Source organism: Geobacter sp. (genome assembly GCF_030834625.1).
Lineage (GTDB): Bacteria > Desulfobacterota > Desulfuromonadia > Geobacterales > Geobacteraceae > Geobacter.
The window spans coordinates 20,438-44,032 of sequence record NZ_JAUQXO010000027.1 but is presented as its reverse complement, the minus strand read 5'-3'; the positions used below and the strand labels follow the sequence as shown (position 1 = coordinate 44,032).

The 23,595-nt window shown below is 62.2% G+C and carries 19 protein-coding genes; 10 read left to right on the top strand and 9 right to left on the bottom strand.

Annotated features, from left to right (window positions below):
* Window positions 1–136 precede the first annotated feature (136 nt).
* Window positions 137–667 carry a phospholipase D-like domain-containing protein gene (locus RCH91_RS07090; RefSeq protein ID WP_306533923.1) on the top strand — a complete coding sequence of 177 codons (531 nt, stop codon included), beginning with the start codon at window positions 137–139 and terminating at the stop codon, window positions 665–667.
* 226 nt (window positions 668–893) lie between these two features.
* Here the strand turns inward: RCH91_RS07090 and RCH91_RS07085 are convergent, their stop codons facing one another.
* Entirely contained in the window at window positions 894–1,094 is a 201-nt protein-coding gene (locus tag RCH91_RS07085; RefSeq protein ID WP_306533922.1) for a dodecin family protein, read from the bottom strand.
* Between the two features lie 215 nt (window positions 1,095–1,309).
* Here RCH91_RS07085 and RCH91_RS07080 point away from each other — a divergent pair, with 215 nt between their 5' ends.
* The 3 genes from RCH91_RS07080 to RCH91_RS07070 all read left to right on the top strand — a co-directional run bounded on the left by RCH91_RS07080 (window position 1,310) and on the right by RCH91_RS07070 (window position 5,757).
* The gene (locus RCH91_RS07080; protein WP_306533920.1) at window positions 1,310–2,242 is read left to right on the top strand and encodes a hypothetical protein; all 933 of its coding nucleotides are present in this window, start codon (window positions 1,310–1,312) and stop codon (window positions 2,240–2,242) included.
* A gap of 102 nt (window positions 2,243–2,344) precedes the next feature.
* Entirely contained in the window at window positions 2,345–3,586 is a 1,242-nt protein-coding gene (locus tag RCH91_RS07075) for an SGNH/GDSL hydrolase family protein (RefSeq protein ID WP_306533919.1), read from the top strand.
* 134 nt (window positions 3,587–3,720) lie between these two features.
* Window positions 3,721–5,757, top strand: a complete 2,037-nt coding sequence (locus RCH91_RS07070) for an ATP-dependent helicase (RefSeq protein WP_306533917.1) — start codon at window positions 3,721–3,723, stop codon at window positions 5,755–5,757.
* A 160-nt stretch (window positions 5,758–5,917) separates the two neighbouring features.
* Here RCH91_RS07070 and RCH91_RS07065 read toward each other — a convergent pair whose 3' ends face one another.
* Window positions 5,918–6,589: a peroxiredoxin gene (locus tag RCH91_RS07065; RefSeq protein WP_306533916.1), complete on the bottom strand. Its 672-nt coding sequence runs from the start codon at window positions 6,587–6,589 to the stop codon at window positions 5,918–5,920.
* 162 nt (window positions 6,590–6,751) lie between these two features.
* On the opposite strand from RCH91_RS07065, the gene RCH91_RS07060 reads away from it, so the two are divergent.
* Complete coding sequence (locus RCH91_RS07060) at window positions 6,752–7,267, top strand: peptidylprolyl isomerase (RefSeq protein ID WP_306533915.1); 516 nt, start codon at window positions 6,752–6,754, stop codon at window positions 7,265–7,267.
* 62 nt (window positions 7,268–7,329) lie between these two features.
* Here RCH91_RS07060 and RCH91_RS07055 read toward each other — a convergent pair whose 3' ends face one another.
* The 3 genes from RCH91_RS07055 to RCH91_RS07045 are packed head-to-tail and all read right to left on the bottom strand — an operon-like array spanning window position 7,330 to window position 11,031.
* Entirely contained in the window at window positions 7,330–9,390 is a 2,061-nt protein-coding gene (locus tag RCH91_RS07055) for a diguanylate cyclase (protein ID WP_306533914.1), read from the bottom strand.
* Between the two features lie 20 nt (window positions 9,391–9,410).
* Window positions 9,411–10,793, bottom strand: a complete 1,383-nt coding sequence (locus RCH91_RS07050; protein WP_306533913.1) for a TldD/PmbA family protein — start codon at window positions 10,791–10,793, stop codon at window positions 9,411–9,413.
* Complete coding sequence (locus tag RCH91_RS07045) at window positions 10,786–11,031, bottom strand: DUF4911 domain-containing protein (protein WP_306533912.1); 246 nt, start codon at window positions 11,029–11,031, stop codon at window positions 10,786–10,788. The genes RCH91_RS07050 and RCH91_RS07045 overlap by 8 nt, the downstream gene beginning before the upstream one ends.
* Before the next feature lie 249 nt (window positions 11,032–11,280).
* Between RCH91_RS07045 and RCH91_RS07040 the strand changes: the two genes are divergently transcribed.
* The 4 genes from RCH91_RS07040 (at window position 11,281) to RCH91_RS07025 (ending at window position 16,338) form a co-directional block, all read left to right on the top strand.
* Complete coding sequence (locus RCH91_RS07040; RefSeq protein WP_306533911.1) at window positions 11,281–12,159, top strand: formylglycine-generating enzyme family protein; 879 nt, start codon at window positions 11,281–11,283, stop codon at window positions 12,157–12,159.
* Entirely contained in the window at window positions 12,156–13,961 is a 1,806-nt protein-coding gene (gene recQ, locus RCH91_RS07035; RefSeq protein ID WP_306533910.1) for a DNA helicase RecQ, read from the top strand. The genes RCH91_RS07040 and recQ overlap by 4 nt, the downstream gene beginning before the upstream one ends.
* 178 nt (window positions 13,962–14,139) lie before the next feature.
* Window positions 14,140–15,738: a DUF445 family protein gene (locus tag RCH91_RS07030; protein WP_306533909.1), complete on the top strand. Its 1,599-nt coding sequence runs from the start codon at window positions 14,140–14,142 to the stop codon at window positions 15,736–15,738.
* Between the two features lie 42 nt (window positions 15,739–15,780).
* On the top strand, window positions 15,781–16,338 hold the full coding sequence (locus RCH91_RS07025) for a hypoxanthine-guanine phosphoribosyltransferase (RefSeq protein WP_306533908.1): 558 nt from the start codon (window positions 15,781–15,783) through the stop codon (window positions 16,336–16,338).
* Window positions 16,339–16,370: 32 nt separating this feature from the next.
* Here the strand turns inward: RCH91_RS07025 and RCH91_RS07020 are convergent, their stop codons facing one another.
* A complete protein-coding gene (locus RCH91_RS07020) occupies window positions 16,371–17,330 on the bottom strand; it encodes an HD-GYP domain-containing protein (RefSeq protein WP_306533907.1) in 960 nt (319 codons plus the stop codon).
* A gap of 213 nt (window positions 17,331–17,543) precedes the next feature.
* Here RCH91_RS07020 and RCH91_RS07015 point away from each other — a divergent pair, with 213 nt between their 5' ends.
* Window positions 17,544–18,923, top strand: a complete 1,380-nt coding sequence (locus RCH91_RS07015; protein WP_306533906.1) for a S41 family peptidase — start codon at window positions 17,544–17,546, stop codon at window positions 18,921–18,923.
* A 22-nt stretch (window positions 18,924–18,945) separates the two neighbouring features.
* Here the strand turns inward: RCH91_RS07015 and RCH91_RS07010 are convergent, their stop codons facing one another.
* Genes RCH91_RS07010 through RCH91_RS07000 form a run of 3 tightly spaced genes read right to left on the bottom strand, consistent with a single transcriptional unit; the run spans window position 18,946 to window position 23,531 of the window.
* A complete protein-coding gene (locus RCH91_RS07010) occupies window positions 18,946–20,202 on the bottom strand; it encodes a response regulator (protein WP_306533905.1) in 1,257 nt (418 codons plus the stop codon).
* 2 nt (window positions 20,203–20,204) lie between these two features.
* Entirely contained in the window at window positions 20,205–21,248 is a 1,044-nt protein-coding gene (gene cheB, locus RCH91_RS07005) for a chemotaxis-specific protein-glutamate methyltransferase CheB (RefSeq protein WP_306533904.1), read from the bottom strand.
* Between the two features lie 21 nt (window positions 21,249–21,269).
* Window positions 21,270–23,531, bottom strand: a complete 2,262-nt coding sequence (locus tag RCH91_RS07000; protein WP_306533903.1) for a response regulator — start codon at window positions 23,529–23,531, stop codon at window positions 21,270–21,272.
* Window positions 23,532–23,595: the final 64 nt, after the last annotated feature.

Here is a 23,595-nt window from a genome sequence, read left to right as displayed (position 1 = left end):
GGGCCTGCGGAGGGCGGTGGCGCTTCGCGGCAAGGTCTTTGGCCGCGCAAGCGTTGGGTGGTGAACGGAAAGCAGTCCGCTGTGGCCGGTCACCATGGTGCTGCAATAGATCTGGTGTAAGGGGAGGGGAATACGGTTGCCATACACGATCACATCCGAAGTCACTTGCTACCTAATCCCGGAAGAGCGGGAGGCTTCCACAAGGGAGTTCCTCAAGCATCTTCACAATCCGGAAGAGACATGGATCATCGCTTCCGAAATCAGCATCGTGTCTGTAATCATCGAGCTGATAGCAGCCCATACAAACGGGGTGCCTCTTCACCTCTATCTCGACCACTCACAGGCTTCGGGAAGGGCCGACAAGTACCAGATCAACCGTCTTTCGAACGCAGGCATAGAGGTGACCATAGGTACTTCACTGGTGGGACACGGTGATCTCTCCCACACGAAAGGTATGGTGGTTGACGGATGCCCCCCCTGGTGCTGGGCGGGTTCCTTGAATTTCACGGGGAGCGGTTGGCATGCGGTGGATATGGCCATGGTCTTCTGTTCCCGGGAATGGCACGGGCGTTTCGTGGAGGAGTTCAGGGCGTTGCGCCAGCATGCGTGGGAGCGAGAACGCAGCCTTCAGGTCATGAAAAGTCCGCCGGCAGGAGTGGTTGTGTGAGGGTGTTGTCCCTTGCCGCGAGCCGTGGCCACTCCCCCGTGAGGAGAGTGGGTTCGGTGAAGTCGTCGGGGAGGGGGGCGACTTCGAGCAGTTCGTGAGGCTCATGGCTTGGATCGGCTTGACCCTCCCCCCTTGTTCGAGCCAGTGGCAGGAAAAAGAAAGGCGGCACGCTGCCGCCTTTCTTGACATCTCTTCATTGTCCGGATGGGGGACGATCCATTTAGTGTCACGATTTGACGACAAAGGTTATCTTGGTTGTGGTCCGGTACATGGTGATCTTGTTGTTTTCCACGATTGCCTGGATGTCCTGGATGTAGATGTTCTTGATTTCGTCCACGCTCTTGGCGGCTTCGGTCAGTGCCGATTCGACCGCCGCCTCGATGGAGCTCCCCTCAGAGTGGATCTCGATGACTTTTGCAACTGACATGGTCTTTCCTCCTTCGTGGAGATTATGATGCAATACTAATTTTTTAACACAAAAAGAAGGGAACGCAAGGGATGGGGGGCGTTTCCACTCGGAGGGAAAGACCCATCCCTCTAAGCAAATGAGAGGGGTCTACACATTGACAATCTGCCTCAAAGTGTCAAGGTGTGGACCTGATACATTAAATCCACACGGATTATTCTTACAGGAGGTGAACTATGAAACGGCTCCTTACATCCGCAGTGCTGATTCTCTCCCTTATCTCCGTCGCTACCCCCGCCTTCCCCTGGGGCTCCGCCACCCACGCCCACATTGACGGCCAACTCGGCAAGCGGGTGCTCTTCGACAAGCAGGAGCGCTACGGCGGCATGGGGATGGATGTCTTCAACTTCCTTTTCACCAACCCCGCCGTCAGCGCCTACCTCTACGGTCAGACCCACACGCAGTTCATGAAGGTGTGGGATGCGGCGCGGCTGCCCGCTGGGAAGGCCCTTGCCTTCGGCTTTGTCAGTCACAACGACGTCTGGGGGGCGGATGTGACCGCCCACCACAACGGCCTTACCTTCGGCCAGGGCCAGGGGTACGTCATCGCCAAGGCCGAAATTCTGAAGGGGATCCTGGAGCAGAATCCGGAGTTTGCCGCACTCAACCTGCCCGATCCGGTGGTGCGGGAGATAGCCCACAATTTCATTGAGTACGGTACTGATATCCTGCTGAAACGCATCGACCCGCACATCGGGGAGAAGATCATCATCTCGGCCCTGGTCCGCAGCCCCGAGTTTCCCCTTCTCCTGGTCAAGGCCTATGGCGAGGGGCTTGCCTCGACCGCCGGCATGTCGCGGCTGGAGGCGTCACGGCTCATCATCGCCACCGAGATGGAATTCCGCAAGACCATGATCGCCTACGGCCAGGCCCTGACCAGGGACGAAGCCACGGCGCTCCAGCTCTTTGCGGAGCAGCTGGCCGCCCTCTCCACCGCGTTCCTGGCCGCGTACGGGATTGTTCTTCCCGACGGGGTCGATCTGGTCCCCCTGGCCAAGGGGGGAATCGAAGGGGCGATGCTCCTCTGCGCACCTGATTTTTCTGGCGAGCTGGCGGCGACGGTGGAGGAGGTGAAGCTGCAGCTCACGGCCCATGGGATACGGTATTGAAGTGAATTGTTCAAAGCTCAATGACGGCTGGTGGGACGCTTTCCTGAATGGAATGGCAGGGGGAACTTATTCAGGCAAATAATCGATCACGGAGGAATGCCCATGAAAACACAGTTCGTTCGGATTGTCGCGCTCATATGCTTTCTGCTGGCTCCCACGGTGGGAGTTGCCAAGCCGTACTCGGCCATGTACGTGATCGGCGACAGCCTCTCCGATCAGGGAAACCTCTTCCAGGCGACGCTCACCCTCATCGGTTCGGGCCGGCCGGCCGCTGACCATTACTTTATGGGGCGCTTTTCCGACGGGGAGATCTACGCGGGGCTGCTGGCGGAAAAGATCGATCTGACCCTTGCCGCTACAGCGGTCGGCGGGAACAACTTCGCCTATGGAGGGACACGGACCAACTACAACATTGTCGAGGATCCGCCGACGCCAGGCGGATTGCCCCCCGGCCTCTATCCGTGGACCCTGAACCTGCAGCGGCAGGCCTTCGCGGTCCAGGGGGTGAGCGACCCCCATGCGCTGTATGTGGTCTTTTCCGGTTCCAATGATATCGCCGACTTGATCGGTCGCTCCCTGGTCTTCGGTTTCGAGTCGACCAAGCCTGCCAGCGACCAGGTAGTCCAGGGGGTGAAGCAGGTCATTGAGGCCTTTGTGGCTGCTGGCGCGCGGGATATCGTCGTCCCCAACCTGCCGGACCTGGGGCTCGTCCCCCGGGTTTTCACCCGTGACCCCCTGCCGGGAATGCCGCCGGGGTCGACGCTGGTGGCCGATACCGCCACCGCCCTGGTGGTCCGCTACAATGCGGCACTGGAAGACATGCTCAAGGGGTTCGCCGGCGTGAACATCATCCGCTTCGATACCTTTTCCTTCTTCCGGGAGGTGGTGAAGAATCCGGCAACCTACGGGCTCACCAACGTGACGGCCCCCTGCTATACGGGGTTCGTTGACCCGGCCGGACCCCACGACACGGTCTGCGCCACGCCTGAGACCTATCTCTTCTGGGACTACGAGCATCCCACCACCGCCATGCACGGCCTCCTGGCCAAGCAGCTGCTTGCCACCCTCACCATTGGCCTGCTGGATGATCTTATCCAAGAGCTGAACGGCATGGGCCTCCAGAGGGGCATTGCCACTGCCCTGCATACGATGGCGATTAAGGCGAAAAGCATGGTTACGGATGGGAACCGGTTCAACGATGGTGCGGCCGCGGGGCTCCTCCACGCCTTTAGTGCCCTGGTTGGGGCGCAGCGGGGAATCATGATCCCGGCCGACGATGCCGATGCCCTCATGGAGCGGGCGAAGCAGATCACCGAGCTGCTGGAGGCCATGAAGGGGGCTTAGGGAAGCATCTCCCGTTGGCATGGTAATCGCTCCCTTGCGTTTTTCCTGAAACCTCTGCTATCACTAGAGACAGCCGGGCCGACAGCCCGGCTGTCGCGCGTCTGGAGCACCGATTCACCGTATAGAGGACTCCCATGCTTGATCTCTCCACCCTCAATCCCCCCCAGCGGGCCGCCGCGGAGCATACCGAAGGGCCGCTCCTGGTCCTTGCGGGCGCCGGCTCCGGCAAGACCCGGGTCATCACCTACCGGATCGGCCACCTCCTTCTCGACAAGAAGGTGAAGGCCGAGAGCATCCTGGCGGTCACCTTCACCAACAAGGCGGCCGGGGAGATGAAGGAGCGGGTGCGGGAGCTGGTGGGGCGCGGCAAGGCCAAGGGGATGGTCATCTCCACCTTTCACTCCCTGGGGGTCCGGATCCTGCGCCGGGACATCGAGCGGCTCGGCTACAAGAAGAACTTTTCCATCTACACCACCTCGGACCAGATCGGCCTCATCCGCCAGGCCATGCGGGAGGTGAACGCCGACGGGAAGAAGTTCGACGCCGAGACGCTCCTCTGGAAGATCTCCAGCTGGAAGAATGGGCTCATCACCCCCGACCGGGCCGTCCCCCGCTACCAGGACCCCGACGAGCTCCTGGCCTGCGACGTCTACCCCCGCTACCAGGCGCTCCTCCTTGCCTGCAATGCCATTGACTTCGACGACATCATCATGCTGACGGTGCGGCTCCTCCAGGACTACCCGGAGGTGCTGGACCACTGGCAGGAGCGGTTCCGCTACATCATGGTGGACGAGTACCAGGACACCAACGCCTCCCAGTACCTCTTCATTTCCCTTTTGGCGAAAAAGTACCGCAACCTCTGCGTGGTGGGGGACGACGACCAGTCCATCTACGGCTGGCGGGGGGCCGACGTGGGGAACATCCTGGACTTCGAGCGGGACTACCCCGGCTGCCGGGTGGTGAAGCTGGAGCAGAACTACCGCTCCACCGGGACGATCCTGGAGGCGGCGAACCAGGTCATCAAAAACAACGCGAAGCGGAAGGAAAAGCGCCTCTGGACCGACGTGGGGGAGGGGCGCCCCATCGACATGGTCATCGCCCAGGACGACGAGGAGGAGGCGACCCTGGTGGTGGAGCGGCTACAGATGGAGCGCTACCGGCACAACCTCTCCTTCGGCGACTTCGCCATCCTCTACCGCACCAACTCCCAGAGCCGGGCCTTCGAGGAGCAGCTTCGCTTCGAGGACATCCCCTACGTGCTGGTGGGGGGGATGCAGTTCTACGAGCGCAAGGAGGTGAAGGACGCCCTCTCGTACCTGAAGGTCATCGACAACCCCCTGGACGAGCAGGCGCTCCTGCGGGTGGTGAACTTCCCCCGCCGGGGGATCGGCGACGGGACCGTGGTGAAGATCAACCAGTGGTCCCTGGAGCACGAATGCCCGCTCCTGGAGGCCATGGGGCGGGTGGGGGAGATCGAGGGGATTGCCGAGGCCATGCGGGAGAAGGTGCTGGCCTTCCACCGGCTCATCACCGGCGCGGCCGGGGAGTTTCGCCGGCCCGGGGACCTGGCGGGGCGGGTGAAGGGGTTCTACGACCGGATCGGCCTTGAGGAGGAGCTCTACCGGACCATCGAGGAGCCGGCCACGGCCCGGCGCAAGGTGGAGAACGTGGAGCAGATCATCAACTCCATGGCGGGGTACGAGGAGCGGATTCCGGGGGCGACCCTCTCGGGGTTCCTGGAAAAGGTGTCGCTCATGGACGAGGACCGCTTCTCCGGCAAGGACAAGAAGGAGCACGGCAAGGACGCCGTCACCCTCATGTCGCTCCATTCCAGCAAGGGGCTGGAGTTTCCCTTCGTCTTTCTGGTGGGGTTCGAGGAGGAGATCCTCCCCCACAAGAAGTCGGTGGAGGAGGGGATGTCCATCGACGAGGAGCGGCGCCTCTGCTACGTGGGTATCACCCGGGCCCGGAAGCACCTGACCATCACCCGCTGCCTCTTCCGGAAGAAGTACGGCAAGCTCCTGGAGCGGCAGCCGAGCCGGTTCCTGGAAGAGATACCGGAGCGACTCGTGCAGACCCATGAGGGAGAGGTGAAGAAGGTCGCCACCGAGGAGGAGCAGGAGGCCATGGCCCAGGATTTCTTCGCCCGGATGCGGGCAAAACTTTCCTGAAGAAGACAATTTGAATAACACGGAGAGACGGAGAACACAGAGAAATCAAAAAATCTATTGATGTCTCGGCAGGTGGTGCCAATCAGATGGTTTTGAATGGCACTTGACTGATTGTAACTCCGTGTCCTCCGTTTCTCCGTGTTATTGAAGCTTATAGGGCTTACTTGATGGTCTTCTCCCCCGGCTTCCACCCAAGGGGGCAGAGTTCGCCGGTCTGGAGCGCCTCCAGCACCCGGATGGTTTCCTCAACGCTCCGACCCACCGAGAGGCTGTTCACCACCTGGTACTGGAGGATGCCATTGGGGTCGATGATGAAGAGGCCCCGCAGAGCTACCCCTTCCTTGTCGTCGAGGATGCCGTAGCGGGCAGTCGCCTCTTTCTTGCTGTCGGCCAGCAGCGGGAACTTCAGGTCACCCAGGTCCCCTCGTTTGATCCAGGCCAGATGGGAGTGCTTGCTGTCGACGGAACCGCCGAGGATCTGGGCGTTGAGCTCCGTGAACTGGTCGATGGCCTTGTTGAAGCCGGTGATCTCCGTGGGGCAGATATGGGTGAAGTCGGCGGGGTAGAAGAAGAGGACCACCCACTTACCCCGGTAGTCGCTGAGGCTCACTTTCTTGAATTCCTTGTCCACCACCGCATCGAGGGTGAAGGGGGGGGCCGGTTCGCCCACCTTGGCCACCTCGGGAGCAGTGCGGACCATTCCCTTGTGGTGCTGGACCATGAGCTCCGTGGCCTTCGTCATTTCTTCGGCCTTTTCGGGGGTGGCGCAGGCCGTGCCGGCCAGGAGCCCGGTGGCGAGGGTCGCTGCGAGTAGTGTCATTATGCGGTTCATGGAATCCTCCTTGATTTGGTTGGTGAAGCGGGGCAAAACCGTCTCAATAATATCCCAATCGCCGGAAGTTGCAAGTGGGCAGGGTGATTCACAAAAACGGTTCTCCTGCCACGACTTTTGTGGTACAAGAAAGCGATTTTTCCATCGAGAAAGGAGTACGCCATGGGCGAAGAAACCAATCCCCGCGTCGTCATCGAGACTTCCAAAGGGAGCATTACCATCGAGCTGTTCAAGGACAAGGCCCCCATTACCGTCCGCAATTTCCTCTCTTACGTGAACGAGGGGTTCTATGACGGGCTCATTTTCCATCGGGTCATCAAGAATTTCATGGTGCAGGGTGGCGGCCTAGACGAGAATATGCAGCCGAAGAAGAACAAGTTCGCCATCAAGAACGAGGCCGCCAACGGTCTCAAGAATACCCGGGGAACCCTGGCCATGGCCCGGACCGCCGTGGTGGACAGCGCCACTTCCCAATTCTTCATCAACCTGGTGGACAACGCTTTCCTCGACCACAAGGGGAAGACCCCGGACATGTTCGGCTATGCCGTCTTCGGCCAGGTCGTGGAGGGGATGGATGTGGTGGACGCCATTGCCCAGGTGAAGACCGGCAACAGGTCGGGACATTCCGACGTTCCGGTGGAGAACGTCTTCATTACCGCGACAAAAGTGGTTGAGTAGATTTTCAAGCCCTCGCTGGGCAGAAATGAAAAAGGCCGTCCGAGTCATCGGGCGGCCTTTTTTTATGGCGAATTCGTCGCGGTCTTGAGGCGGGTGCCGTGGTCCTCCTCGCCGGGCGGAGCGCCGGCGAGAACCACCCGGTTGCGCCCCTCGGACTTTGCCCGGTAGAGGGCCACGTCGGCGGCCTTGAGGAGCACTGCTTCGGTAGTGCCGTCCTCAGGGTAGGAGGCGACGCCGATGCTGGCAGTGAGGCGCCCTTGGGGGAGGTTCTCCTCGTGGGGGAACTCTTCCGCTTCGATCTCCCGCCGGATCCGCTCGGCCACGAAGATCGACTCCTTCTTGGAGGTGCCGGGAAGGATGATGCAGAACTCCTCGCCCCCATACCGGGTTACCACGTCCATTTGCCGGGCGCTTTCCGTGAGGATCCGGGCGGTCTTCTTCAGCGCCCGGTCGCCGGCCAGGTGGCCGCAGAGGTCGTTGTAGATCTTGAAGTTGTCCAGGTCGATGAGTATCACGGTGAGGGCAAGGTTCTGCCGGATGCTCCGGGCCAGTTCCTCCTCCATGCGACGCTTGAGGAAGCGGCGGTTGTAGAGGCCGGTCAGGTGGTCGGTGATGGAAAGCTGCTCCAGGAAATCGGCCCGCTCGATGGACAGTGCCCGCTCGATCATGATGGAGGCATGGTCGGCAAAGATGGTGAGAAGATTCAGGTCCGCCTCGGTGAAGATCCCCTGGTTCCGTTTGTCTGACAGGTTCAGGACGCCGGCGATGCTTTCCCGGAGCTTGATCGGAATGCTCACGAACGATTTTGTCTTGAAGCGGGGGCGGTTGGGGATGCCGATCCGCTTGTCCTTCTCGATGTCGTTCACGAGGAGCGGATGGCCGCTGGCCGCCACCTTGCCGGCAATGCCGCTCCCCACCTGAACCACCATGCTCTGGGCCAGCTGCATGTTCATGCCGAGGGCCGACTCGATTTTGAGGGTCTCGCCGTTTTCGTCGATGAACATGAGGGAACCGCAGGAGGCATCCACCAGGTCGGCCGCCATCGTAAGAATCCGCTCGTTGAGCTCCTCTTTGGTCACCGACCGGGAGAGGGAGGTGAACATGGCCATAAGCTTGGTGGCCTGGGCGTTGTCGGCAGAGTGTTTCTCTTCCTCCCGCAGACGCAGGAGCTTCGATGAGACCCTCTCGGTAATGATCTGTACCAGGAGTTTGTCACGGCGAGGAAAGTTAGTGTCGAAGAGGACCATGATGCCGAAAAGTTCTCCGCCGGCCGCAAAGCGGATACAGGTCGCCTGGTTGGCGTCGATCCCGGGGAAGAGAAGCCGGCACTCATCGTCGAGGGTGATGAGGTTTGCGGTCTGGTTGCGGGGAAGGAGCGACAGCGCCTTTAACGCAGACATGGTTCCCAGGTTGGGCTCCAGGCCCCAGAGTCCCTTCACGGCAAAGCTGTTGTTCCCTTCCGGAACCAGGACGGCGATCCGGCCGATGTCAAAGAGGATGCCGAGGGTTTCGCTCAATAGCCCCATCACGTCGTCGGTGCTGCGGGCCGTGTCGATGCCGTTGGCGACCCCGGCGATGGAGGCGAGCCGCCGCATGGTTTTTTCGAAGATGAGGCTGTGGAGGTTTTTGCCGAGAAGTGTCGGGAGGAGTTCCTGGACCTTGCGGGCCACTTCGGCCACCTCGTCCTCGCTGACGGCGGGGAGGTTCTCCAGCGCTTCCAGCAGGGCGAAGGCGTCCACATTGTCTGTCTGGGCGAGGGCCTCCATGTGGGCCAGGTCGAGGTCTTTCTCCCGGACCCCGCCGCCGATGAGGCAGGTGAAGGGGATGTCCCCGCCCCGAAGCGGCACGGCGAAATTGAGGAGCCCCGCATGGCAGCGGAAGACCACCGCCCTGTTGCCGCCAATGGCCCGTTGGACCGCCTCTTCCACGGCCCCTTGGCAGGCCCTGCTGCAGAGGGGGTTCTGCTCGATGGCACCGCAGATGGTGAAGAGAGACCGGTAGCGCGGCATTCCGCCATCGTGGTCGGTGCAGAAGGTCAGCTGGTACGGCGCGAGGAACGGGTACGACTTGAGGACCTCAAGCAGTTCCACCGGCTGGATTGTTGTCAGGTCAGCATGGGGCACAATATTTTCCCGGGTAAGGGTCAGGCAGCTCCGCCTACGGTTATTTCCGCGATGAGCAGCGTCGGCTGGGCGTCGGAAACCGGCACCCCCTGGCCGTCCTTGCCGCAGGTGCCGATGCCGAATCCCAGGTCGCTTCCCACCTTCGCGATTTTTTTCAGCACGTCGGGGCCGTTGCCGGTGAGGGTCGCACCCCGGACCGGTTCGCCCACCACGCCATTTTCGACGAGATATCCCTCGGACACCTCGAAGACGAAATCCCCGTTAACGGTGTTCACCTGTCCGCCCCCCATCTTCCTGACGAAGAGCCCCCGCTCGACCCCCTGGACAATCTCCTTCGGTGGGGTTTCCCCCGGCGCGATGAGGGTGTTGGTCATCCGGACGATGGGCTTTGCGTGGTACCCCTCCCTCCGGCCGTTGCCCGTGGAGGCACAGCCGTCCTTCAGGGCGGAGAGCCGGTCGTAGAGGTATCCCTTGAGGATGCCGTTCTCCACCAGCACGGTCCGCTGGGCCGGCGTCCCCTCGTCGTCGAAGGAGAAGGAGCCCCGGGCATTGGGGATCGTGGCGTCGTCGATGACCGTCACCAGCGGCGAGGCCACCTGCTCTCCCACCTTGCCGGTGTAGACCGACATGCCGCTCTGGGCCAGGTCGGCCTCAAGGCCGTGGCCGATGGCCTCGTGAACCATGGTACCCCCCGCTTCGGAGGAGAGGACCACCGGCATCAGCCCGGCAGGGGCCTTGCGGGCGCCGAGCATCATCACGGCGCGCCGGGCCGCCGCCAGGGAGACCTCCTCGGGGCTCCGCTCCCGGAAGATCTCGTGACCCATGAAGCGGCCGATGGGCTCGTAGCCGGTCTGGATCACGTCTCCTTCCGCGGCGACCACCTGGGTCAGGAAGAGGGTGCCGGTTCGGATGGCCTCCGTGAAGTCACCAAGCGAATTGGCGATTTGGGTTTTGACGGCGCCGTCGCGATAGACGACGGTAACCTGCCGAATTCTTTTGTCGAAACCGCGCGCAGCTACGTTGCCGCGGTTCACCAGGGCAACCTTGTCCTGAAGGGGTACGTCATCTGGCGGAATCACGATGGGAAAGCCGGAACCCACGAGCTTCGCCCGCATGTCGATGGCGCGGTCGAAGGACTTCCCCTTTACCGCCCTACTTACCGTCTCGGCCAGCGCCAGGAGGGCCGCTTCGGTCACCTCGTTGGTGAAGGCGTAGGCGGTTCGCAGGTCCGAGATGACCCTGATTCCTGCCCCCCGGTCGGTGCCGGCAAGGACTTTCTCGATCTTTCCGTCCTCGCAGACGATGGAGGTACTCGAACCCTCCTCGTAGTAAATGTCAGCGAATTCACCGCCTCCCGCAAGGGCGCGGCGAAGGATGGCACTGAGGTTCATTCCGTCAAGCATGGTTGGAAATCTCCGTACCCGACACCTCTTGCATAGCAATTTCGGTGCCGAGCGATTCAAGAAGTGAATTCATTTCTTCCGTGAAATAACTGCTATACGTGATGACGACGGTACTGGTTTCCCGGTCCGCAGTGCTGAGGGTGGCGAGCCCTTCATGGGCTTCCACGATGAACTTCAGGTAGGCGAGATCACGGCGCGCAACCTGGAAATAGCGGGTGATTTCGTTGGGCTGGTACACGGGCCTCCCCTGATTGATAATTTGTACTTTTTAACACGCAAGTGCTTAAAAAACAATACAAAAAAGTTTGCTATGCAAGTGCCGTGTTCCTCGATGGTTAGGGGGTGTCTGTCGTCTCGCGTTCCCCGGCGGTACCGGTGTGCCGCACGATGGGTTAATTTCGTTGCCTCGTTGGACTGTGCCGCGTAAAATGTGCTCGGCAGCGTCTCTGCAATCTTCCCCCGATCGATGTGCAAAGGAGTACCGGAAATGACGAAGCCCTACCGACTGGCCACGGGAGCGGCGCTCCTGGCGTGCCTTTTTGCCGTGCCTGCCCCGGCCGCGCCCGTGAAACCGACACAAAAAGCTCCGTCGTCGGCCCCCCAGCCCGGAGCCGTCTTTCGCGATCGCCTGAAAAACGGCTCTCCCGGCCCCGAGATGGTGGTCATCCCCGCCGGCCGTTTCCGCATGGGGGCCATCTTCGGCGGCGGCGACCCGGACGAGAAGCCTATTCACTGGGTTACCATACCCCGCCCCTTCGCCATGGGGAAGTACGAGGTGACCTTCGAGGAGTATGACCGTTTCTGCGAGGCCACCGGCCGGGAGAAGCCCAAGGACGGCCGGCGCTGGTTCGGTCCCCTTTCCCGCGACTGGGGCCGGGGACGGATGCCGGTCATGAACGTCAGCTGGGACGATGCCGAGGCCTACGCGAAGTGGCTTTCCGGGCAGACGGGGCAGACGTACCGGCTCCCCAGCGAAGCCGAGTGGGAGTTCGCGGCCCGTGGCGGCAAGGACACCCCCTTCTGGTGGGGGGGAACCGCCGGGGAAAACCGGGCCAACTGCAAGGGGTGCGGCAGCAAGTGGGACAAGAAGAAGGCGGCTCCGGTCGGTTCCTTCGCGGCGAATCCCTACGGCCTCTTCGACACGGCGGGGAACGTCTGGGAGTGGTGTCTCGACACCTGGCACGACAGCTACGACAACGCCCCTGCCGACGGCACCCCCTGGCTCGGCGGTGACGATACCCGCCGCATCCAGCGGGGGGGCTCCTTCGGGAGCAAGCCCCGCTACATCCGCTCCTCTGCCCGGGGACGGGGGGCCCCCGACGGGCAGTATGTCTACCTGGGGTTCCGGCTGCTGAGGGCTCTGTGAGCGAAACAACACCCCTTCACACCCTCCGGACCGTCTTTGGCTACCGCTCCTTTCGCCCTTCCCAGGAGGAGATCATCGACCGCCTGATCGGTGGCGGCGATGCATTTGTCCTCATGCCGACGGGCGGGGGGAAGTCCCTCTGCTACCAGATCCCGGCCATACACCGCCCCGGTGTCGGTATCGTCGTCTCCCCCCTCATCTCCCTCATGAAGGATCAGGTGGACACCTTGCGGGAGAACGGGGTTGCGGCCGCCGCCTACAATTCGGCCCTAGGGGAGCGGGAGGCCCGGCAGGTCCTGGCCCGGTTCCACGGCGGCGAGCTGGACCTTCTCTACGTGGCGCCGGAGCGGCTCATGACCGAGGCGTTCCTGGAGAGGCTCCGGGAGATTCCCGTGGCGCTTTTTGCCATCGACGAGGCCCACTGCGTCTCCCAGTGGGGGCACGACTTCCGCCCCGAGTACGTGGGGCTGGGGCGTCTGCGGGGGCTCTTCCCCGAAGTGCCGGTCATCGCCCTCACCGCCACCGCCGATGTCCAGACCCGCAACGACATCATCGACCGGCTGGGGCTTCGGGACGCTGAGGTCTACGTTACCGGCTTCGACCGCCCCAACATCCGGTACACCGTTGTCGAGAAGCAGAAGCCGTTCCACCAGCTCATGGCGTTTCTGGCGACCCGCCCCCAGGATGCCGGCATCGTCTACGCCCTTTCCCGCAAGCGGGTTGAGGAGGTGGCCGGCAAGCTGCGGGACGCCGGCATTGAGGCGGCGGCCTACCACGCTGGGCTGGCGGACGGCGAGCGGAGCCGGGTCCAGGAGGCGTTCCTGCGGGACGATATCCGTGTGGTGGTGGCCACCGTCGCCTTCGGCATGGGAATCGACAAGCCCAACGTCCGGTTCGTGGTCCACTACGACCTCCCCAAGAACATCGAGAGCTACTACCAGGAGACTGGCCGGGCCGGACGGGACGGGCTGCCTGCCGAGGCGCTGCTCCTCTTTGGCTATGGCGACATCGCCGTGAGCCGCTCCCTCATCGAGTCGGGCAACAACCCGGATCAGGTGCGGATAGAGCTCCACAAGCTGAACGCCATGGTGGGGTTTGCCGAGGCGGGGACCTGCCGACGGGGGGCCCTTCTCGGCTATTTCGGCGAGCGGCTTGCCGAGGGGTGCGGAAACTGCGACCTCTGCCTCGATCCCCCCGAGAGCTTCGACGCCACCGAGGATGCCCGCAAGGCCCTCTCCTGCGTCTACCGGGTGGGGCAGCGCTTCGGCGTGGGGCATGTGATCGATGTGCTGCGCGGCTCAAAGAGCGAGCGGATCCAGCAGCTGGGCCACGACCGCCTCTCCACCTACGGCATCGGCGCCGACCGCTCCGCCGAGGCCTGGGGAAGCATCATCCGCCAGCTGATTCACCGCGGCTACCTGGAACAGGACCTGGCCAACTATTCGGTGCTGAAGCTGACCCCGGCGGCCCGGCCCCTCCTGCGGGGGGAGGAGAGTCTCGTCCTGGCGAAGCCTCGGGTGAAGGTGGCACCGGTGAAGAAGGAGCCGAAGCGGAAAGCGGGAGCCGCGTCGCTGGCCGAGGGGGACGAGGGGCTATTCCAGTCGCTGCGGGTTCTCCGCAAGCGCCTGGCCGACGAGCAGCAGGTTCCCCCCTACGTCATTTTCAGCGACGCGACGTTGGTCGAGATGGCGTCACTGCGCCCGGCCACCCTGGATGAGCTCCTGCGGGTAAACGGCGTGGGGCAGCAGAAACTGGGGCGCTATGGCGCGGCGTTTCTTGAGGTAATTCGCAGCAATCCGTGAATATTTATAACGTCAACAAAGGCATCTGAAACACGGAGCAACGGAGCAACGGAGAAAGACATAATTCATTGTTTACCGGCAAATTTTTTAACCTGTTTGTCGCGTCTCGGTTTAAAGGTTTTCTCCGTGTGCTCCGTTGCTCCGTGTTATTCAAATGGTTTGAAAGGTTTTCCCCACTATGACCCTCCAGAGCATACTCCCCTACGTCACCCCGCCGGTGGTGGGTGCCGTCATCGGCTACGTGACCAACGACATCGCCATCCGGATGCTCTTCCGCCCCCTGAAGCCGTGGCGCGTCTTCGGCATCCGGGTCCCCCTGACGCCGGGGGTGATCCCGGCCGGCCGCCACGAGTTCGCCACCACCATCGGCAGGATGGTGGGCACCCACCTGGTGACCGGCGAGGATGTGGCCCGGGCCCTGGGGCGCGATGCCTTCCGCCGGGAGCTGCGGGAGACAGTGGGGGAGAAGCTGGACGGCATCCTCGACCGGGAACTGGGCACGGTCGGCGCCATCATCCCGGTCGGTCTCGACCGGTGGCTCCACGACCTGGCGGCGACCGTGAGCCGCGACGTGGCCGTCGGCATCCTCGCCCAGGTGGAGAGCGACGGGTTCCGGGGGGAGCTGGCGGCCATCATTGCCACCCTGGAGGAGCGGGTCCTTCCCCGTCAGCTGGAGCGACTCCTTGCCGGGGAGGACTATGAGGCATTCCGCAGCGGTGTCGGTCAGGCCCTGGCGGTGCTCCTCCAGTCCCGCGGCGTGAGCCGGGCCGTGGCCTCGGCCGTGGAGGAGGCCCTTGAAGAGTTCCTCTCCTCGGATCGTCCCCTGCGGGAGCTCCTTCCCCCCGATGCCGCGGAGTTTCTGGCGGAGCAGCTGGCGGCGGCGGTACCCCTTCTCCTCGACCAGGTGGGGGCGCTCCTGAGGACTCCGGAGTTCCGCGAGGGGCTCGAAGGGAAGCTCAGGGAGGGGTTCCAGGGGTACCTGCAAAACCTGAAAGGCGCGCTGGGCTTCATGGCGGGGCTCCTCAGCGCGGACAAGCTAAACTCCCTCTTTTCCGGGGTCATTGAAAACATCATGGAGGAAATCCTCCGCTGGCTCGGGGAGGAGAAGACCCGGCGGCTGGTGACGGGGTTTGCACGGCAGCGGCTCGACGGGTTCCTGGATCGTCCCCTTGCGGCAACCCTCGACGGGGTGCCGTACCAGCGGGTCGCCGCCGTCCGCAAGCTGATCCGCAAGGGGGTGCTCGGGTTCGTGCGGAGCCCCCGGACGGCGGAGATGCTCCTGGCCGTAGCGGAGCGGGAGGGGAGGCGCCTTCTGCTGGAGGGAAACGGCCGTACCCTCTTCGATCGCCTTGCCACGGCCGACGGCGCCGAGAGGCTGCGGGCCTCCCTGGTGGACGGTGTCGTGGCCCTCGTCCGCACCGCCGAAACCCGCGATACCCTGGAGCGCTTCGTTGCCGCCCGCATGGACGAGTGGCTCTTCCAGCGCCCCTTGGGCCGTCTTTCGGCCCGCATCCCCGCCGATGCCCGGCGGGACCTGGAGGGGGCGGTCTGCCGCCAGGTGGAGGAACTCCTCCAGAAGGAGGTTCCCCCCCTCATCGACGCCATTGACGTGGCCACCATGGTGGAGGAAAAGGTTAACTCCCTCGACATCCTCAAGGTGGAGGAACTGCTTCTTTCCATCATGGAGAAGCATTTCTTCTACATCAATCTCTTCGGAGCGCTTCTCGGCTTCATCATGGGGTTCATGAACGTTATTCTTGCGCGGCTGTTTTCCTGAGCAGTCTTTTTAATACCACCAATTCAATTACCGGAGGTTCCCATGTCCGTTACCCTCGACGAAGTGAAACAGGTGTATGCGGAGGCCGACTGCCTCTTTACCGCTGCCCAGATTGAAGAGAGCATCGAGCGGATGGCGCGGGAGATCACCGGGCGGCTGGCCGACACCAACCCCATCGTATTCTGCGTCATGAACGGGGGACTCATCGTCACCGGCAAGCTCCTGCCGAAGCTGGAATTTCCCCTGGAGGCCGAGTACCTCCACGCTACCCGCTACGGACACAAGCTCTACGGCACCGTCCTCGACTGGAAGGTTCGGCCCACCAAGGAGCTGAAGGGGCGGACCGTTCTCATCATTGACGATATCCTGGACGAGGGGGAGACTCTGGGGGCAATCTGTGACTGGTGCCGGGACATGGAGGCGAAGGAGGTGCTCACCGCTGTTCTGGTGGACAAGGAGCATGACCGCAAGGCCCGCCCCGATCTCGTCCCCGAGTTCGTGGGGTTCAGGACGCCGGACCGCTACCTCTTCGGGTTCGGCATGGACTACAAGGGGTACTGGCGGAATGCGCCGGGGATTTTTGCTTTAAAAGGGTATTGAAACGAAGGAATGCCACCGCCTCTTTCTTGCCGTCAGGCAGCTTCCGCTCTTCCTGTCACAATGGCCTCGAATCGCTTGAACAGCTCCGGGCTGAAGGTGCTTCCCACCTCTTCCCCCATGATCCGGAGGGCTTCCGATTTTGGGAGCGCATTGTGCTTGGGGCGTTCGGTGGTCATGGCGCAGTAGGTGTCGCAAAGGGCTGCCAGTTGGGCGCTGCGGGGGATGTCGTCTCCCTTGAGGCCGGAGGGGTAACCGCTGCCGTCGAATTTTTCGTGGTGGTGCCGCACGATGGTCAGCGAAACCTCGCCCAGGGTGCCGGCGCTTTTTAGGTGCTCGTACCCCTTCCGGGCGTGCTGCTTAACCTTGTGGTACTCGATGGCGGCGAGGGCGTCGGGCTTGTTAAGGAGGTCGCCGGACAGGAAGACCAGCCCGACGTCGTGGAGGAGGGAGCCGATCCCCACATCGATCATCTCGTCATGGTTTATTTCGAAGAGCCGGTCGTGGACCAGCATCATCAGGGCGGCCATCTGCACGCTGTGGGTGAAAATGTAGTAGTTCTGGGAAGTAATGGACTGGAGCGCTTTCAGGGCGTCCTCGTGCCCCGCCACGTATTTCATGAGGTGACGGATCAGGCTCCGGCAACGGATGATATCCGCTGTCTTGTCCGGTTCATCGAAGACGTCGGTGACGTAGTTGGCGGCGGTCTGGTAGAGGATGGTCCCCTTGGCACCGCTGTCGATGTCGGTTCGTGCCAGGAGGGTGTCCAGGTTCTGCTCAAGGTATTCGGTTACCACATCCATGTCGCCACTTCTCACGTAGAGAAATTCGGTGTTGGTCCGTTCGAGCCGGTGCCGGTCCGCCTCCGTGAACTTCCTATCGTGGTTCTTGTACAGGATGTAGTTGCCGTTGTTTTTGACAAAAAGACAGATGTCCGGGAAGTAGGCGGGGGAGATGCATGCAATGGAGAGTGGTCTGTAGAATCGGCTTTTCATGGTATGGGGCCCTGGTGTTTTCTCCTGTATATTGAAACTCACAGATCGTTGATTTGTCAAGGGTTTCATTAAAGGATCAGGTCGTTGCCTAACTAGTCGGATTCATTGCCGGATTGTGCACCATGGGGCTTCAGGAAGCCTTTTTTGACCGATTGACAAGAAGGGGGCTGGGGCACTACAGTAGGTGCGATTACGCCGACGGATGGAGATCCGATGCTGCAGACAAAAACGAAGATCACACTGGGACTGGTGGCCTCGATTGCGTGCCTTGCAATTGGTGGCGCCGCATTGTGGCGGATTTACTCGATGACCCCCGACCAAGAGGGGGCTGTTTCCCTTAAGCTGCTGGCCGATGTGCTCCACGTGGTGGAGGAGAACTACGTGGAGAAGGTGGACCGGAAAAAGCTCCTGGAGGGGGCCGTGAACGGGATGCTCGCCGCACTCGACCCCCACAGCGCCTACCTCCCCCCCGAGCCCTTCACCGAGATGAAGATGGAGATCGCTGGCTCCTTCGGCGGCCTCGGTATCGAGATTTCCCTGAAGGAGGGGCGGCTTACGGTTGTCTCCCCCATTGAGGACACCCCTGCCTGGCGGGCCGGCATCAAGGCGGGCGACCACATCTGGAAGATCGACGGCACTCCCACCCGTGACCTCACCATCGTCCAGGCGGTGAAGAAGATGCGCGGCGAACGGGGGACGAAGGTGACCCTCACCATCCTGCGCAATGGCGAGACGGAGCCCCGGGTATTCCCTCTCGTTCGGGACATCATCCGGACCAGGAGCCTCAAGTCCCGGACCCTGGAAGCGGGTTACGGCTATGTGCGGATCAGCCATTTCCAGGAACGGACCGGCGAGGATTTCGCCAATGCCCTGCGTAACCTGCGGGCCGGGAACGGTGGCACCCTCAAGGGGCTCGTGCTCGACCTGCGAAACAATCCCGGCGGGCTCCTGGAGGTGGCGGTGGCTGTGGCCGGCCGCTTCGTGGGTGAGCGGCTTGACAATGGCCTCATTGTCTACACCGAGGGGCGCGAGGCGTTAGCCAGGCGGCGCTTCAACGCCTCCATCGGCGAAAAGGAGCCCCGCTACCCCATCGTGGTGCTGATCAACAGCGGCAGCGCCAGTGCCTCGGAGATCGTGGCCGGGGCGCTCCAGGACCATGGCCGGGCTGTCATCATGGGAACACCCAGTTTCGGCAAGGGGTCGGTGCAGACTGTGGTCCCCATGAAGGACGGTGCCGGGCTCAAGCTCACCACGGCCCTCTACTACACCCCCAAGGGGCGCTCCATCCAGGCCAAGGGAATCATACCCGATGTCATCGTGGAGAATGGCGAATTGAAGACCGTGGCCGAGGACAAGCGGGAGGACTTCCACGAGCGGGATCTGGACAACCACCTGGGAAACGGGAAGGAAAAGCCGGCTCCGGAGAAGGGCGCAACTGAGGAGAAAGAGAACAGCGAAAAAAAGGCAAGGCCTGCGCAGCACGCAATGCCCGGGTTCGAGGGGGATGTGAAGAAGGATTTCCAGCTTGTCCGTGCGTTGGACCTCCTGAAGAGCTGGGAGGTGCTGCAGAAAATGGAGGGGGAGACGAAGTAGTCCGCCCGGTCTGTCCCGGGGGCTATGGTTCCGGCCCGAGCGAGAAGTAAAAAGTGGCCCCCTTCCCAATTTCTCCCTCTCCCCAGATGGTTCCTCCATGTCGCTGGATGATGCGCTGCACCGTGGCAAGACCGATTCCGGTTCCTTCGAATTCTAATTTGGTGTGCAACCGCTGAAAGGTGCCGAAAAGGCGGTGAGCCTCGGCCATGTCGAAGCCGGCACCGTTGTCGCGGACGAAGTAGACCTGCTTTCCCGCCGCTTCCATGACGCCGAACTCGATCTCGGCGCTCTCCTTCCTGCCCGTGTACTTCCAGGCGTTGCCCAACAGATTCACCAGTACCAGGTGCAGCAGCCTCGAGTCCCCATTACCGATAATTCCCTCGCCGATTTTGAAATCGACCCGACGCTGCTTATCCTTTGTTTGCAGTTCCGCTGCAATGATTCGTGCGATAGCGCTGAGATTCACTTCCTGGCGTTTCAGTTCCTGGTGATTCAGCCGGGAAAATTCCATCAGGTCGCCAATCAGATCGTTCATCCGGTGGGTTGCCTGAAATATCTCCTGGATGTAATCCACGCAATTAAGGTCAAGGGTATCGGCGTGGAGTTCCAGCAGTACCTGGCAGTAACCGCTGATGTTTGTCAGGGGGGATCGGAGGTCGTGGGATACCGTGTAGTTGAATGCCTCCAGTTCACGGTTTGCGGTTTCGAGCTGTTTGTTGAGACTGTTCAGCTCGTTTTGTGCTCTGATCAGCTCGTTGTTCTTCTGGATGGCGGTTTCGTAGGTACAGAGAAGGAGGTCGAGGATCTGCCGGCGGTCTGCGGTTATGCAATAGCGCTCTCCGGCAAAGTGGATTTCCAGCCCCGACCGCGCTTCAACCTGGCATGGATTACGGTTTTCCAGCAGGTGTCTGACGCGGGAGAGGAGGTGCTCCTCGTTGCAGGGCTTCGTGATGAAGTTGTCTGCCCCGCATTCGAGCCCCCTGATGACATCATGGGGGTCTGAAAGGGAGGTCAACAGAATGACGGGTATGTCTCTGCAATCTTCCCGCTCCTTGATTCTGCGGCACAGCTCGTAGCCGTCAAGCCCCGGCATGATGATATCGCTGATGATAAGTGAAGGTTTTTGCCCGGGGATAAGGGCCAGGGCCTCTTTGCCGTTGCCGGCCGAGATCACACGGTAGCCGTTCGTTTCCAGGATGTGGCGCAGCTGCGCGGACTGGGTGGGGCTGTCTTCGATGATGAGGATGTCCCCGGTGCTTTTTCCCGCGGTTGGTTCCATGGTCACTTCTCCATAGCCAGGTTGGTAAGGGCGGTCACGATCCGATCCGGTGGGAGTGTGTGGGTCGCTGCCTCAAGTTTCAGGGCCTCGCCCGGCATCCCGTGAATGACGGAGCTTTCCCGGTCCTGCACGATGGTGACGGCTCCTGCCTCCTTCAGACGCTTCAGTTCCCTGGCGCCGTCGCTTCCCATGCCGGTGAGGAGAACGCCGACCGCCTGTGCGCCAAAAGCCTGCGTCACAGACCGGAAGAGGGCGGAAACGGAGGGACGGAGGCCGTTTTCAGGGGGAGTGCCCTTCAGCTCGATGGTGGTGCCGTCATCTGTCACGAGCATGTGGAATCCGTCCGGCGCCACGTAGGCGTGACCGGGGAGGAGCCGCTCGCCGTTGCCGGCGATATGCACCGGCAGGGCTGAAGTGAGGCTGAGCCACTCCGCAAATCCCTTGATGAAGCCCATGGCCATGTGCTGGACGATGAGGATCGGCACCGGGAAATCCCCACTCAGCCCCGCAAGAATGGTCTGGATGACCAGGGGGCCGCCGGTTGAGGCGCCGATGGCCACCGCTTTGGGGCGCACCGGAACCATCGCCTGCCGTGGCGAGGGGGGGAAGGAACCCGGCTTGTCGCGCTGCGGCCACCGCTTCACAACCCTGACTTCAGCCATCAGCTTCACGGTCTGAACGAATGACCTGGCTTCCCGCTCGTGGTCCGGATGACCGGGCCCCTGGGGGCGCGGCAGGGCGGTAACGGCTCCCGCCTCCAGGGCGCGGAAGGTCGAAGCGACTTCTTCGGCATCCAGGTCCCCGCTCACGACGACGATGGGGACCGGGTGGGTCTCCATGATCCGGCGGGTGGCGATAAGGCCGTTCATCCGCGGCATGTAGATGTCCATGGTTATGACGTCGGGGTTCAGCCTCTCCACCGCCCCGACTGCCTCATCACCGTCCCCGGCGGTGCCGATCACCTCAATCCCCGGGTCGGCGGCGAGAAGTTCCTGAAGAAACATCCGCACGCTCGCCGAATCGTCCACAATCAAAACTTTCACCATCTCAACCCGTTACCCCCCAACTCAAATCAGCCTCCGTATTGCATCCAGCAGATTGCTCTGGTCGAAACTGCTCTTCACGATATAGGCGTTTGCCCCGGCATCGACCCCCCGCTCCCGGTCTTCGCGGGAATCGAGGGAGGTCACCAGCACCACCGGCAGGTCGGCCAGCTGCCGGGATGCGCGGATTCTGCCGGTCAGCTCGAAACCGTTCATGCGCGGCATGTCCACGTCGGAGACCACCAGGTCGAAGTCCTCGGTGCCGAGCAGCGTCAGGGCGTCGACGCCGTCCACGGCGGTTCTAACCCCATAGCCGGCCGATTCCAGGATATTTTTCAGAAGCGTCCGGGCGGTGATGGAATCCTCCACGACCAGGACCGACCGGGGGGCCGATTGCTCCGCAGGCGCTGCGTAGCCGAAGACGGTGCCCGCGGCGGCGACCCTGACCGCCGATTTCACCAGGTCGCGGCTGTTCAGGATCGGCACCACCTTGCCACTCCCCAGAACTGTAGCACCGGCAATGTTGCGCACGCGGCGAAGCTGCGTCCCGAGCCCCTTGACCATCACCTCCTGCTCGCCGACGATCTGGTCCACGCCGAAGGCGATCCCCCCCTGCTCGGTGGGGAGGACGAAGAAGGAGAGCTGGTCTCCGTCTTCATCGGTCCTTTCCGTGCGCGGAAGCTCCAGGACGTCGCCCAGCAGGATGTAGGAGAGTGTCCGGCCGTCCAGTTCGATGGTCTCCCGGTTTTCCACGGTGGCGATGGCGGCTCTTCCTTTCCGTGCCACGCGCTCCATGTCGGTGGTCGGCACCACGAAGAGGTGTCCGGCCGCCTGGACCAGCACACCTCTGAAGGTGGAGAGGGTCAGGGGGAGGGTGATACGGAAGGTGGTCCCGCGCCCCGCTTCGGTTTCCACGGCAATGGTTCCTCCAAGCCGTTCCACCTTCTCCCGCACGATGGCGAGGCCGAGCCCCCTCCCCGAGATGTCGTCAATGATGGGGCTCGTGGATATTCCCGAGGCGAAGATAAGGGAGAGGGGATCCTGTCCGTCCGCCTGTTCAGCCCCTTCCAGAGAGACGAGGCCCAGCTTCACGGCCGCCTCCTGCAGACGGATGACGTCGATGCCGGCCCCGTCGTCGGCGATGACGACCTCCACCCGGTTGCTCTCCGCCAGGGTGACGGTGACGCTAACCCTCCCGCGGCGGGGCTTGCCCTGCCGCTCCCGTTCGGCGGGCCGTTCAATGCCGTGGTCGACGCAGTTGCGCACCAGGTGAACGAGGGGGTCCTTTAGCTCCTCCAGGACCCGCCGGTCGATCTCGATGGCTTCTCCCTCCATGACCAGCTCAACCTCCTTGCCCCGGTCCCGGGAAAGGTCGCGGACGAGCTTCGGAATGAGCGATAGCAGCGACGAGAAGGGAAGCATCAGCGCCCCCCGCACATCTCCCAGGAGGCTCTCCACCATGTCCCCCAGGTGCAGGAGGTCGTGCTCCGCCCCCTTGACCAGCCGGGCCAGCCGGTATCTTGCCACCTTGACCACCGCGTGATTCCAGTCAAGAAACTCCACGAGTTTTTTGATGTGCGGATCGTTTCCTCCCGAAGGGAATTCACTGTTCGCTCCGGTTTTAAGCTCCCTGCGCACGGGCCGCAGTGCCGGCAGCAGCTTTTTCCACTCCTTTTCCCAGAGGGTCAGCTCCCGGAGTTCATCCCGCAGCTCCTCTACCCGTTGGGCTGCGGCCAGCTTTGCCGTCAGCATCCCTTCGGTCTGGTGGAGAAGGGTGTCGAGCTTCTCGGTGGATATTCTCACGGTCTGCGGCGTTGTCGCTTTCCCGGCGTGGGAAGGTTCCTCCTGCTCCGGGGGGGGAGCGGGTTTGGGAGGGAGAAGGGTGCCCCGCTGTGCCTGGTGCAGGCGGAAAACCAGATTCTTGAGACGCTCCTTTTCCGCGGTGGAGAGGCCGGTTTCGAGGGAAGAGAGAAGCACCCCTATCGTGTCGACCGCCGTGTGGATCAGGTCGAACAGTTCCGGCACCGGCGTGATCGACCGGTGTTTCAGGGCCGAGAAGAGACTCTCCAGAGCATGGCTCACCGCCTCGATGGACGCCGCATTGACTGAACGGGCGGCCCCCTTCAGGCTGTGGGTTTCCCTGAAAAGCGCCTCGACCAGTTCCAGTTCCCTCTCGGGGGATGTGCTCTGCTCCAGCTCTACAAGGCCGGCGGAGACGGCGTCGAGGCGCTCCTTTGTCTCGGCCGTGAAGGTTGCCAGGAGCTTATTCAGAAAGTCTTTATCCATGGGTGTTCCATGTAGGGGCGATCCTTGTGATCGCCCAAGGAGCGGGCGAATACAAGATTCGCCC